This is a genomic window from Rhodococcus mengyinensis (assembly GCF_048381435.1).
Lineage (GTDB): Bacteria > Actinomycetota > Actinomycetes > Mycobacteriales > Mycobacteriaceae > Rhodococcus_F > Rhodococcus_F opacus_D.
In genome coordinates, this window is sequence record NZ_JBLWIT010000135.1 from 18,861 (window position 1) to 31,308 (window position 12,448).

General features: G+C 68.2%; 12 protein-coding genes, 2 tRNA genes and 1 pseudogene. 8 read left to right on the forward strand and 7 right to left on the reverse strand.

Translation table 11 applies throughout. From position 1 onward, the window contains the following. Positions 1-54: 54 nt before the first annotated feature. Positions 55-1,127, reverse strand: a pseudogene (locus tag ACNJ7E_RS32830) (D-2-hydroxyacid dehydrogenase). Positions 1,128-1,335: 208 nt separating this feature from the next. On the opposite strand from ACNJ7E_RS32830, the gene ACNJ7E_RS32835 reads away from it, so the two are divergent. Genes ACNJ7E_RS32835 through ACNJ7E_RS32845 form a run of 3 tightly spaced genes read left to right on the forward strand, consistent with a single transcriptional unit; the run spans position 1,336 to position 4,285 of the window. Beyond that, positions 1,336-2,784 (forward strand): MFS transporter, encoded by a 1,449-nt coding sequence (locus ACNJ7E_RS32835; RefSeq protein ID WP_418341875.1) that lies wholly within the window; start codon positions 1,336-1,338, stop codon positions 2,782-2,784. Beyond that, the gene (locus ACNJ7E_RS32840; protein WP_418341876.1) at positions 2,781-3,521 is read left to right on the forward strand and encodes a fumarylacetoacetate hydrolase family protein; all 741 of its coding nucleotides are present in this window, start codon (positions 2,781-2,783) and stop codon (positions 3,519-3,521) included. Before ACNJ7E_RS32835 ends, ACNJ7E_RS32840 begins: the two co-directional genes overlap by 4 nt. After that, complete coding sequence (locus tag ACNJ7E_RS32845; protein WP_418341877.1) at positions 3,518-4,285, forward strand: SDR family oxidoreductase; 768 nt, start codon at positions 3,518-3,520, stop codon at positions 4,283-4,285. Before ACNJ7E_RS32840 ends, ACNJ7E_RS32845 begins: the two co-directional genes overlap by 4 nt. Before the next feature lie 4 nt (positions 4,286-4,289). Here ACNJ7E_RS32845 and ACNJ7E_RS32850 read toward each other — a convergent pair whose 3' ends face one another. Beyond that, on the reverse strand, positions 4,290-5,189 hold the full coding sequence (locus tag ACNJ7E_RS32850; RefSeq protein ID WP_418341878.1) for a LysR family transcriptional regulator: 900 nt from the start codon (positions 5,187-5,189) through the stop codon (positions 4,290-4,292). A 100-nt stretch (positions 5,190-5,289) separates the two neighbouring features. Here ACNJ7E_RS32850 and ACNJ7E_RS32855 point away from each other — a divergent pair, with 100 nt between their 5' ends. Further along, positions 5,290-5,655: a YybH family protein gene (locus ACNJ7E_RS32855; RefSeq protein ID WP_418341879.1), complete on the forward strand. Its 366-nt coding sequence runs from the start codon at positions 5,290-5,292 to the stop codon at positions 5,653-5,655. An 86-nt stretch (positions 5,656-5,741) separates the two neighbouring features. Further along, positions 5,742-6,215: a hypothetical protein gene (locus ACNJ7E_RS32860; protein ID WP_280781832.1), complete on the forward strand. Its 474-nt coding sequence runs from the start codon at positions 5,742-5,744 to the stop codon at positions 6,213-6,215. Positions 6,216-6,231: 16 nt separating this feature from the next. Here ACNJ7E_RS32860 and ACNJ7E_RS32865 read toward each other — a convergent pair whose 3' ends face one another. Continuing rightward, positions 6,232-6,591 carry an Rv2640c family ArsR-like transcriptional regulator gene (locus ACNJ7E_RS32865; protein WP_280781833.1) on the reverse strand — a complete coding sequence of 120 codons (360 nt, stop codon included), beginning with the start codon at positions 6,589-6,591 and terminating at the stop codon, positions 6,232-6,234. Positions 6,592-6,684: 93 nt separating this feature from the next. Here ACNJ7E_RS32865 and ACNJ7E_RS32870 point away from each other — a divergent pair, with 93 nt between their 5' ends. After that, entirely contained in the window at positions 6,685-7,155 is a 471-nt protein-coding gene (locus ACNJ7E_RS32870; protein WP_283332680.1) for an ArsI/CadI family heavy metal resistance metalloenzyme, read from the forward strand. A 73-nt stretch (positions 7,156-7,228) separates the two neighbouring features. Here the strand turns inward: ACNJ7E_RS32870 and ACNJ7E_RS32875 are convergent. The 3 genes from ACNJ7E_RS32875 to ACNJ7E_RS32885 form a co-directional block, all read right to left on the reverse strand. Continuing rightward, a tRNA-Arg gene (locus tag ACNJ7E_RS32875) sits at positions 7,229-7,301 on the reverse strand. 45 nt (positions 7,302-7,346) lie between these two features. Next, positions 7,347-7,438 (reverse strand) — tRNA-Ser (locus ACNJ7E_RS32880). 99 nt (positions 7,439-7,537) lie between these two features. Then, on the reverse strand, positions 7,538-8,263 hold the full coding sequence (locus tag ACNJ7E_RS32885) for a dienelactone hydrolase family protein (RefSeq protein WP_280781835.1): 726 nt from the start codon (positions 8,261-8,263) through the stop codon (positions 7,538-7,540). A gap of 61 nt (positions 8,264-8,324) precedes the next feature. Between ACNJ7E_RS32885 and hisC the strand changes: the two genes are divergently transcribed. Next, on the forward strand, positions 8,325-9,401 hold the full coding sequence (gene hisC, locus ACNJ7E_RS32890; RefSeq protein WP_280781836.1) for a histidinol-phosphate transaminase: 1,077 nt from the start codon (positions 8,325-8,327) through the stop codon (positions 9,399-9,401). Between the two features lie 90 nt (positions 9,402-9,491). Further along, a complete protein-coding gene (locus ACNJ7E_RS32895) occupies positions 9,492-11,192 on the forward strand; it encodes a bifunctional metallophosphatase/5'-nucleotidase (protein ID WP_418341880.1) in 1,701 nt (566 codons plus the stop codon). A gap of 9 nt (positions 11,193-11,201) precedes the next feature. Here the strand turns inward: ACNJ7E_RS32895 and ACNJ7E_RS32900 are convergent, their stop codons facing one another. Further along, positions 11,202-12,203, reverse strand: coding sequence for an alpha/beta hydrolase (locus tag ACNJ7E_RS32900; RefSeq protein ID WP_418341881.1), 1,002 nt, complete (start codon positions 12,201-12,203; stop codon positions 11,202-11,204). Positions 12,204-12,448: the final 245 nt, after the last annotated feature.

The following is a 12,448-nucleotide window of genomic DNA, read 5'->3' on the forward strand; positions in this document are numbered from 1 at the left end:
CTCACAGAGCAGGGGCGACGAGACATCATCCGTGAGGGATGAACGCCGGAAGCGTCAGTAGAACTCGACGGTGTCGACGCGGTTGATCAGCTCCTCGCCGTCGAGGAACCGGGTGGCGTTGCGCGCGAACAGTTCCGCGATGAGGCGGTCCTCCGCGGGGTTCAACGCCGCGGTGTGCGGGCTGACCAGCACGTTCGGATGAGCCACAGCGGACTGTCCGATGCCAGGGGCTCGGACGCGAACACGTCCAGCGCGGCGAACCCGACCCGCCCGTCCTCGATCGCGGCGGTCATGGCGACCTCGTCGACGACGGTGCCCCGGCCCACGCTCACCACCGTGACTCCGGGCTTGACCGCGCCGAATACCTTTGCGCTGACGAGGCCTTCGGTGGCGCTGGTTCCGGGAAGCGTCACGACGATGCCGTCCGCGTCCCCGACCACATCGGCCAGCCGGTCGGGGTGGACGATCTCGTCGACGCCCTCGACCGCGGTGTCGCGCCTGCTCGTTCCCACGACGGTGGCGCCGAGGGCCTTCAGCTTCAGTGCCGTCGCACGGCCGATGCTGCCCAGCCCGACGACGACGATGCGCTGCCCGGACACGGTTCCCATCGCCCAGCGGCCGCTCCACACCTTGTCGCGCTGCTGGGCGAGGAGACGCGGGAGGGTCTTGGCGCCGGCCAGCAGGCCGAAGACGGCGAACTCGGCCAACGGTTCCGCGTGCACACCGGCGGAGGTGCTGAATGCGATGCGGGCGAGTTGCTCGTCGGTGAGCCCGGCCGCCTTCACCTGGGCCCCGCCGCCGGCGGGCATCGTGTGCACCCAGCGGAGGTCGGGGTTGACGCCTGCCGTCCTCGTCAGCGCCGTGGGATTCTCGTCGGGCACGCCGTACAGGGCGTGCGCCGAATCGACCAGGTCGTCGAAGGCCTTCTGCTGCTCCGCGGTCCGGGAGAACGACGGATCGCCGGAGTGATCACCCGGGAATCGGGAGGGCGGCAGCAGATCCTGCTCGCGGATGAAGTCGACGCGCGGTTCCGCCCGGGTGACGAGACCGATGAGCTCTTCGCTCACAGGGGTCGCGGCGACGACGCGGAGTCGCCCGTCGAGTGGCTTCGGGTCGTGTGCGCTCACTGCAGATTCCTCCGGTACGGGCCGTTGCTGACCATATGTTCAGATCAAAAACTTTGCACTAATCATGTGATTCAGTCAACACTTTCAGTTATGTATGACAAATAGCCGTCCGCGCGGTATCGTCCTCGACACGCCAGTGACCTGGGTCACTGCACCGACCTGTTTGTGACCGCGCTCGACGTGGTCCCGTCCCACAACGGAGCAGAAGATGTCCCCAGAATCGAAGATTCAAGTAGGCGCAGACTCGAAGATGCCGGAAGGTAGCAGCCACTCCACCCCACCGGTGCGCGCCTCCGACGACCCGGAGTACGCCGCAAACCTCAAACGCGCGACGCTCGCCAGTTCCATCGGCAGCGCGCTCGAGTACTACGACTTCGCCCTGTACGGCCTGGCGGCGGCACTGATCTTCGGCCAGCTGTTCTTCCCCGCCATGGGTGCGTCGGCCGCGTTGATGGCCAGTTTCGGCACGTACGCCGTCGGCTTCCTCGCCCGGCCCGTCGGCGGCCTGTTCTTCGGCGCCCTCGGGGACCGCCTCGGACGCAAGGCCGTCCTGATGATCACGATCGCGATCATGGGCGGCGCGAGCACGCTGATCGGGGTCCTGCCGACCGGCGCGCAGGTGGGCATCTGGGCCCCGATCCTGCTGGTCGCGCTGCGACTGCTGCAGGGCTTCGGCGCGGGCGCCGAACAGGCCGGTGCCACCACGCTGATGGCGGAGTACTCGCCCACCGAGCGCCGCGGATTCTTCTCCGCACTCCCGTTCGTCGGAATCATGGTGGGCACCCTGATGGCGTCCGGGGTCTTCGCGATCCTCGGCCAGATCGATCGCGAACTCCTCCTCGCCTGGGTGTGGCGGGTGCCGTTCCTGGCGTCGGTCTTCCTCATCGCGGTCGCCGTGTTCATCCGGCTCCGCATGCAGGAGAGCCCCACGTTCGTCAAGCTGGAGAAGCAGGATCAGATCAGTGAGAGCCCGTTCCGGGAACTGATCGGCAGCTCGATGCCCAGCGTGCTCCGCGGCATCGGCCTGCGGATGGCCGAGAACGGCGGCTCGTACATCTTCCAGACCCTCGGCATCAGCTACGTCACGACGGTGGTGGGTGTCAGCAAGTCGATCGGACCGCTCGCCATCGCCTGCGGCGCCGCCATCGGCATGCTCGTCATCCCGTTCTCGGGTGCGCTGTCGGACCGCTTCGGCCGGATGCGGGTGTACCGGTTCGGTGCGGCGCTGCAGCTCGTCCTCGCGGTCCCGTCGTGGTGGCTGCTCTCGCTCGGCAACCCGTACCTCGTGGTGGCGACGCTCGCGGTCAGCTACGGGATCGGTGTCAACGTGATGCTCGGCGCGCAGTGCGCGGCCCTACCCGAACTGTTCGGAAATCGTCACCGCTACATCGGCGTCGCCGTCGCCCGGGAGACGAGCGCCATCCTCGCCGGCGGCATCGCCCCCTTCGTCGGCGCACTGCTGCTGTCGCTGCTGAACAACTCGTGGGTGCCGCTCGCGATCTACGTTCTGGTCCTCAGCGTCATCACGTTCGCCACCACGTTCGTGACACCCGAAACCCGTGGCCGCGACCTCGGGCTGGCCTGGGATGCGATGGCCGACCCGGTCCACGGACCGGATGCCGTTACCACCGAGTCGAAGGATCGGGTCGACGCATGAGACTGGCCCGCATCGCCACCGACTCGGAACCGCGGCCGGTGTGCCTGCGCGACGGTCGCTGGCACGAGGTGGCGGATCCGTACGCGGACACTCCGGCATTCACCGGACCCGCACACGACCTCGACGGCGCACGGCTGCTCGCGCCCGCCGAACCGCAGGTCCTGCTCGGGATGGCCCACAACGGCGCACCCGGAGATCGCGACCTGCCGTTGCAGGCGTTCATGAAGTCGACGCGCACGGTGATCGGCCCCGACGATCCGATCGTCGTCGACGAAGGGCTGGGGCAGGTCAACGTGGAGGGCGAACTGGCCGTCGTCATCCGCCGCACGTGCCGCAGGCTTCGCCCGGAGGACGTCCCGTCCGCGATCCTCGGGTACACGATCGGCAACGACGTCACCGCCGTCGAGCAGATAGCGCTGGACGACAAGCTCACCCAGGCGAAGCACGGCGACGGTTTCACCCCGCTGGGACCGTGGATCGAGACGGATCTCGGCTCCGGGGACGTTCCGATCACCGTGCGCGTCAACGGCGTGACCGTGGCGGAGGCGTCCACGCGGCAGCTCGCATGGAACGTGTCCGAGCAACTGGTCCATCTCACCCGGTATCTCACCCTCGGGCCGGGAGACGTCGTGCTCACGGGTTGCCCGTTCACGCTCGGCCCGGTCAAACCGGGTGACCGTGCCGAGATCACGCTCGGCGGTATCGGCACGCTGGCCAACTCGGTGCGTGCGCTGTGAACCTCTTCGATCTGTCCGGGCGCATCGCCCTGGTCACCGGTTCGAGCCGGGGAATCGGCTACGCACTCGCACGCGGCCTGGCCGAGGCGGGCGCCACGATCGTCCTCAACGGGGTGTCGGCCGAGCGCCTCGCACAGGCACGTGAGCGCCTCCGCGAGCAGTTCGGCGAGACCCGCGTCCACGCGTACGCGTTCGACGTCACGGATCCCGAGCGGGTGACCGACGCCGTCGAACGGATCGAATCGGGGGTCGGGCCGATCGAGATTCTGGTGAACAACGCTGCGCTGCAACACCGTCAGCCGCTGCTCGACGTCACCCTCGAGGACTGGAACAGGGTGCTCACCACCGACCTCACCAGCGCCTTCCTCGTCGGGCGGGCGGTCGCACGGTTTCAGATCGCCCGAGGGAGCGGCAAGATCATCAACGTCTGCTCGGTGCAGAGCGACCTGGCCCGGCCCACGATCGCGCCGTACACCGCCGCGAAGGGCGGACTGCGGAATCTGACTCGCGCGATGACGGCCGAATGGGCGGCGTCCGGGTTGCAGATCAACGGCCTCGCGCCCGGCTACATTCACACCGAGATGACGCAGGCCCTCGTCGACGACCCCGAGTTCGACGCGTGGCTCCGCGGCCGCGCGCCGGCAGGCCGGTGGGGCACCCCGGACGATCTCGTCGGTCCGGCGGTGTGGCTGGCGTCGGACGGTTCCCGGTACGTCAACGGTCAGGTGATCTTCATCGACGGCGGGATGACGTCGGTGGTGTGAGGATTTACCGGCCGACCGCGGCCGGCACTTCCCCGAAGGAGCGGCGGGTGTGCTGGACGAGTTCACGGAGCGCCGGACCAGCGAGACTCTTCCACACCAGCGCGAGCACGGCCGGGATGTCGACATCGTCCAGTGCGACCGCCGTCAACCGCCCCCGGTAGTCCGTCGCCATCGACTCGCTGAGGATCGCGACACCCAGTCCGCGGATCGCGAGGTCGGCGACGGCGTCGGGCGCACTCGCCTGCAAAGCGATGTCGGGGCGGAGGCCGGCGGCCGCACACGCCTGGTCGAAGACCGTTCGGATCCCCGTTCCGGTCGGCATACATACGATCGCATGGTCGCCGAGTTCGGCCAGGGTGACGCGCGAACGCCCGGCCAGCGGGTGCCCGGGCGGCACGGCCGCGACCAGCCCCTCGCTGATGATCGGGAAGGCGTCCAGCCCGTCCGGCGGGGCGGTCGCGGTGCCCACGAGAGCGAGATCGATCGCACCGGCGCGGACCCGTTCGACCAGGCGGTCGGAACTGTCCTCGGTCAGCGTGATCTCGATCCCGGGGTGCGCGACGTGGAACGCGGACAGCGCGTCGAACAGCGGCTTCACCGTGCAGGCGGTGACCATCCCCACGACGAGCCGGCCCCGGATCAGCTGGTTCACGTCGTCCACGGCCTGCCGCATCGCGCCGGCCGAGGCGAGTGCCGCGCGGGCGTGCACGAGCGCCGCTTCTCCCGCGGACGTGAGCGTCGCCGTCCGGCTCGACCGGTCGATCAGCGTGGCGCCGAGGTCGTGCTCGAGCTGCCGGATCTGCGCGCTGATCCCCGACTGGCTGATGTGGACGCGTTCCGCGGCACGGGTGAAGTTCGCTTCCTCGGCGACCGCGACGAAGTACTCCAGCTGCCTCAGTTCCATAAGCAGTAATTCTAGTATTCAGCAGAACTATCTGTTGGACTTCCGGTTGCGGCGACACCACTCTGGGATGTGACAGCAGTTCACCCACGAAAGGATCCCCGTGTCCGACCACGAGAAGGCCCTGAACCCCGAAGATCTCACCCGACTGTTCGTCGAGCGCAGCAACGCCGGCGACGCGGCCGGAGTGGCCGCCCTCTACGAGGAGAACGCCGTCATGGCGTATCCGCCCGGGAGCCGGACGGTCGGCCGGGCAGCCATCCAGAAACTGTGGGAGTCGGTGCTCGCGAACGCGCCGCACTTCGAACCGGAGACGCCACTCCCCACGCTGATCAGTGACGACATCGCACTCACGTCCACCCCACCCAAGGACGGATCCGGCGCGCGGGCGCAGGTCGTCCGCAGGCAACCGGACGGAAGCTGGCTCCGACTGCTCGACCAGCCGGAGTTCGTCCCGCCCACCTGCTGAGGTCGCGGCTGCGCCGACCCCTACACGGCATGAACTTCGTTGTCCACCATTGCATCTGCATTCGGATCGGTGGGACTATAGGGGTCATGCGCAGACCGCGTTGGCCGGCAGTAGCACCACCCACCACCGGAGGACACCAGGTGCACGGCCCCCTGCTGCTCACGGCCGAAGACCATCTCACGCTCGAGCTGTTCGAGGTGGTGGCGTTCCCGGACGGCCTCCACCTCCGGATGGCCCTGACCGCGACGGGCAGGCCCGCGGAGCTGGCGCAATACGAGACCCGCCCGCTGTCCGACCCCGACGATCCCTCGACGCGGTGGTCCTATCTGTCGGTGCGGGCGCGCGTCGACGACATCGAAGGCGAGGCCGATCCCTACCATCCGGCGGCGGCGTCGAAGCCGTGCCGGAGCGGGCCGCCCGAGTACCGCACCGAACCGCACTACTGGCTGGACGCGATACCCGCGTCGGGATTCATCGCGGTCACCGCAGGCTGGCCACGGATCGGTCTCGGTTCGACCACCACCACGATCGGTCTCGAATCGAGCACGCGAACGTCGTGACCGATCCCGGCCGGCGTCAGGTGCAGCAGTTGGGGTCGAGGACCACCCGCAGTGCGTCGAGGGCGTCCGCCCGCGCACTGTAGAAGACGTTCATGCCGCGGCGGACGGGCTGGACCATTCCCGCCTTCTTCAGCTGGCCGAGATGGTGACTGACGGTCGATTCGGACAGGCCCACGCCGGTCGCGAGATCGCACGTGCACACCTCGCCGCCGCTCGCGGTCAGCAGAATCGACATCAGCTTGATGCGGACCGGGTCGGCCAGCGCCTTCAGGCGCAGCGCGAGGTGCAGGGCGGCCTCGTCGGTCATCGGGGCGGCCGAGACGGGCGCGCAGCAGATCGGCGCGGAGACATCTACGACCGGCAACGTCTTGGGCATGGCTCCATCGTCCCAGCTTCTTGACATATGTCAAAAAGGTGGGACTCTATGGGTGCAAGCAATTCGACATATGTCACACAGGTGGAGGTTGTCATGTCCCGCGCCCAGCTCGCCCTCAATGTCGACAATCTGGAGGAAGCAGTCACGTTCTACTCGAAACTGTTCGATACACAACCGGCGAAACTGAAGCCGGGCTACGCGAACTTCGCCATCGCGCAGCCACCCCTCAAGCTGGTGCTGATCGAGAACCCCGGCGAGGGCGGCACCATCAACCACCTCGGCGTCGAGGTCGAATCGAGCTCCCGGGTGCACGAGGAGATCGCACGGCTGTCCGGGGAAGGCCTGTTCACCGACGAGGAGATCGGCACCACCTGTTGCTTCGCGACCCAGGACAAGGTGTGGGTCACCGGCCCCGCCGGCGAGAAGTGGGAGGTCTACACCGTGCTCGCCGACTCCGACACGTTCGGGTCGAGCCCCCGGCACCTCGACCCCGACGCCGAGGGGGCCACCTGCTGCGGCACCGCGGACGGGGCGAAAGCCTCCGCGGGCACGTCCTGCTGCTAGGCGGCGACGGCCCGGATCGGCGACAAAGAGAAACCCCGCCACCTGCATCACTGCAGCTGACGGGGTTTCTTTGTGCGCCCGAAGGGATTCGAACCCCTAACCTCTTGATCCGTAGTCAAGTGCTCTATCCGTTGAGCTACGGGCGCATGTTCTTCAGTTGTCTAGCTTGCACCGGCCGACTAGGCCCGGTGTGGCGGAGGCGAGAGGATTTGAACCTCCGGTCCCTCGTAAAAGGGACAACTCATTAGCAGTGAGTCCCATTCGGCCGCTCTGGCACGCCTCCCTGGGGTGGTTCCGATCCCTTCGGACCGCCGGTGCGAAAGATTACACACCTTTCCACCACAAAGGCAAAACGGCTGGTCAGAGCGCATGGATGGCCGCTTTATCGCAGGTGGCTGTCGAACCAGTCGAAGATCCGCCGCTGTGCGTCGACGATGGCCTGGGCACCCGGGTCGTCGTCCCTGCCGTCGGGCACCTGGGGCGGTTCGTCGGCCCGGTGCGCGAGGCCGGCGTAACTCACGACGAGCCCCGCGACGTCCGACTTGGCGGTGGCGTCGCGCAGCCGCTCGACCTGATCGGGCGGCGTGGACGGATCGTCTTCCCCGTACAGACCGAGCCAGGGGGCCTTCAGGTCGGGGGCGGCGTGCACCAGCGCAGGCGCGTCCTCCGACAGCGGCTCGACGATCCCGCGGGCGGCAACACTCACGGCTGCGCCGACCGGACGCGTCGTCGCGACGAGCAGGGCTGCGGTCCCGGCGTCGTCGAAACCCAGCACGCCCACACAGTCGGCGTAGATGCCCCGCGCGATCAGCCAGTCGAAGGTGGCGTCGAAGTCGGCGAACAGGGCGTCGCCGAACACCTCGACATCGCTCGGCGCAGGTTCCCGGTGGAAGAGGTGCGGCGCCACCGTCACCCACCCCTCCATCGCGAGCGAGCGCATCAGATCGAGGAGAGGTTCGCTGAAGGTACGCGACTCGTGCAGGACCACGATCCCGCCCCGCGCCGGACCGTCCGGTTCGACCGCGGTGAGCGGAACACGCATCTGAGGGCTTTCCGGCGCGTCTCCGGACGTCCGCAGGGCTGCACTGTCCCTGAAGAATCCCGACATGCCCCTACCTTGGCACGAAGGGGGCGTCGGCGCAGTGGATCGGGAGGCGCATAATCGCCTGGTGACTCCGCGAACCAGGGCAGACCTCGAGACGATTCCGGCCTACATCCCCGGCAAGAACTTTCCGGGCGCCATCAAGCTGGCGAGCAACGAGACCACGCTGGGCCCGTTGCCGAGTGTGCGGGACGCCATCGCGGACGCCGCCGCCAATGCCAACCGGTACCCGGACAACGGTCACGTCGCCCTGATCGCGGCGCTCGCCGACCACCTCGGGGTGGCCACCGAGAACATCGCCGCGGGTTGCGGTTCGGTGAGCCTGTGCCAGGAGTTGGTGCAGGCAACCTGCAACGACGGTGACGAGGTCATCTTCGCGTGGCGGTCGTTCGAGGCCTACCCCGTGGTCACGCAGGTGGCCGGGGCGACGCCCGTCAAGGTTCCGCTCACCGCCGACCACGGTCACGACCTCGACGCGATGCTGGCCGCGATCACCGACCGCACCCGGCTGATCTTCGTCTGCAACCCGAACAACCCCACCGGCACCGCGCTGACGAATGCCGAACTCGAGCGGTTCCTCGACGCCGTCCCCGCCGACGTCCTGGTGGCCCTCGACGAGGCCTACTTCGAGTACAACCGGTCCGACGCCGACGGCATCGAACTGTTCCGCGGACGCCCCAACGTGGTGGTGCTGCGCACGTTCTCCAAGGCCTACGGTCTCGCCGGCATCCGCGTGGGGTACGCGGTCGCCGATCCCGCGGTCGTCACCGCGCTGACCAAGGTGCACATCGCGTTCGCGGTCAATGCCGTCGCGCAGGCCGCCGCCATCGCGTCGCTGGCCGCGTCCGGAGAACTGCTGGCACGCACGGACGGGGTCGTCGCCGAGCGGAACCGGGTGCGCGACGCCCTGCTCGCCGCCGGGTACGAGGTGCCCGAATCGGCCGCCAACTTCGTCTACCTCCCGTTGGGCACCCACTCCGGGGCGTTCGCCGCCGCCAGCGCCGAGGCCGGTGTGCTGCTGCGCCCGTACGGCGACGACGGGGTGCGGATCACGATCGGCGATCCCGCGGAGAACGACGCGTTCCTCGCCTTCGCGACGAGCACCGAGGCCCGCTCGATCGCGAACGTCGCGGTCCGGGCGTGACGCTCGAGACGTAAACGTTACCCACGGGTATAACGCCCGTGACTCCATTGTTGGCAGACTCAGTGAGGTTTTGCCGAAGGGAGCCCCCACATGCGTCGCCGCGCCGCGCTCCGCACTGCAGTGCCGGCTGCCGGACTGGCGATGGCGCTGGCGATTTCGGTGACGGCGGGGCTGTCCGTGGCGCAGGCGCAGGACACCGCGGTCTCCGTCCGGCTCCTCGCCTTCAACGACCTCCACGGCAGCCTCGAACCGCCGCCCGGCATCCGCAGTCAGGTGAAGCACGCCGACGGCTCGCTGGTCCCGGCCGGCGGTGCCGCCTACCTGGCCGCGTACGTCGATCAGCTGCGCGGCCAGGCGACGCATTCACTGCTGTATTCGGTGGGCGACAGCTGGGGATCGTCGGCGCTCGAATCCGCGATGTTCCACGACGAACCGACCGTGCAGCTGCTCAACACGATGGGCGTCGACGCGTCCGCGATCGGCAATCACGAACTCGACGAGGGATACACGGAGTTCCGGCGGATGCAGACCGGAGGCTGCCACCCCACCGACGGCTGCCGCTTCGGAAACACGTTCGAGGGCGCGAACTTTCCGCTCCTCGCAGCGAACATGGAGTTCGACGACGGCGCGCCCGCGACCCTGCCGTTCACCGTCGACTACGTCGAGGGAATCCCGGTCGGGGTCATCGCGACCATGCCCGCCGACACCGCGACGATGGTGACCCCGGAGGGGGTGGGAGGGCTGCGTTTCACGGACGAACTCGCGGCCGTCGACCGGACCGCGGATCTCCTCGACTTCTTCGGTGTGCGGGCCATCGTGCTGCTGATGCACAAGGGAGCCGAACCCATCGCCGACAACGGTCCCAATTCGTGCGAGGTGACATCCGGCCCCGCTCGCGACCTCGCGCTGCGGGCGTCCCCGAAGGTCGACGTCATTTTCACCGCCGACAACCACCAGCAGTACAACTGCTCGTTTCCCGACCCGATGGGGAACCCGCGCGTCATGATGCAGGGCGCGTCGCACGGGCGCATCGTGTCGGTGGTCGACGTGTCGGTCGACCGCACCACCCGCGACGTCCTGCGCGACCGCGCGTCGGCGTTCAATCAGGTGGTCACCCACGACATCCCGTCGGACCCCGACATCCAGGCGCTCGCCGACGGTGCCGCCGCCCGGGCCTCCGAGATCGGTGCGGCGCGCGTGGCGTCGTTGTCGGGCGACCTCACCCGCGACGAGACCGGCAGCGGCGAGTCCACCCTCGGTAACGTCGTCGCCGACGCCCAGCTTGCGGCGGGGTCCGGGCACGGCGCCCAGGTGGCACTCACCAACCCGGGTGGACTCCGCGAGGATCTGCTGCGCGGCCCGGACGGCGCCGTCACCTACGGGCAGGCCTACGCCGCCCAGCCCTTCGGCAATACCCTCGAGGTCCTGGCAGTCACCGGCACGACCCTGAAAACTGCCCTGGAGCAGCAGTTCCAGCCGCGCGGAGACGGCACGATCACAGAGCGGATCCTCGCCCCGTCGAGTTCGCTGGCGTACACCATGGATCGTTCGGCGACTGTCGGCGAACGCATCTCGGACATCCGGGTGAACGGCGACGCCGTCGTCCCCGAGGGCACCTACCGGGTGGCCGTCAACAAGTTCCTCGCCGACGGCGGTGACGGTTTCGACGCTTTCCGCACCCGCGCCGAGGCCGTGCACGCGGGCTGCGACCTCGACGCGTTCAGGGCGTATCTGGGGACGAATTCACCGGTGACGACACCGAACACCGACCGCATCACCGTGGTCGGCTAGAGACGCCGGTCAGACGCCGAGCGCGCTCTCCAGGACGGGCCACGACGTGCGCAGTTCGTCCTGCCAGTACGGCCACGAATGCGTGCCGAAGTGGCGGTAGATGAACGTCGCGGGGATCGCGAGGTGGGTCAGGCGCTGCTGGAACGTCTGCGTGCAGAGGTTCGCCGCCGCCTCGAGGGGGCCGCCCACCGCGATCGTGGACGCGATGTCTCCGCTGATCTCATACGGTCCGGGGAGCCCGTTGCCCGTCGAGATGTAGATCTGCTTGCCGCGCAGGGCTTCGGCGTTCACCGAAGGGTCGTGCGCGGTCCAGGCCGGATCGGTGTCGGGACCCCACATGTTGGCCGGGTTGCCGCCCTTGAACGCCACCGTGCCCCGCACCGAGTCCCGCGAGCTGGGCTGGGTGTTGTCGAGGCATCCGCTGTAGGCGGCGAGCCCGCGGTAGAGCTGCGGGTGCCGGGTGACGAGGTTGGCGGCTCCCATCGCGCCCATCGACACACCCGCGACGGCATTGACGCCGTTGCCGCTGAAGTTCTTGTCGATGATCGGCGGGAGTTCGTTGGCAAGGAACGTCTCCCACTTGTTGACACCCAGCGTGGGGTCGGGCTGCTGCCAGTCGGTGTAGTAGCTGGCGGTGCCGCCGACCGGGAGCACCACGTTGACCTTCTTGTCGGCGAAGAACTGGACCACGTCCGTCTTCTGAGTCCAGGTGCTTTCCCGGAAGTCCGACTCGGCGCCTGCGCTGACCCCGTCGAGCAGGTACAGCGACGGCCTGGATCCGCCACCGGCGGGGTGCAGCACCTGCACCTGCACGACGCGGCCCATGGCGGGGGAATTGATGAAGACGGCACTACGGGTGTCGGTGAGCGGCACGATCTTGTCGACGCTCGCGACGCCATTTAACGGAGGCGCGACCGGAGCAGGCGCCGGATCGGCCACTGCAGTGAACGCCGGCCCCATCAGGGTCAGTGACACTGCCAGACCGACGGCAGCCAATGCTTCGCGACGCATAAAGAAATCCCTCTTCCCCGGACTGTGTGGACCCCGATTGCACAGTACAAAATGCGTCCGGTCAACAAGAGCTTAGAGGTTTTGTGACAGCTGTGTGCTCCAGCGTGATCGGGTTGTAGTCATCACGGTCCACGGCCGGTCGTCGCGGCTCATCCGCCTCGGCAGACGCACCCGTTTCACGCAGCCGTACCCCTTCCGGGGCCCTGACGGGTGCGGCTACTCAGAAGGGGTGCGTGTGGATGACT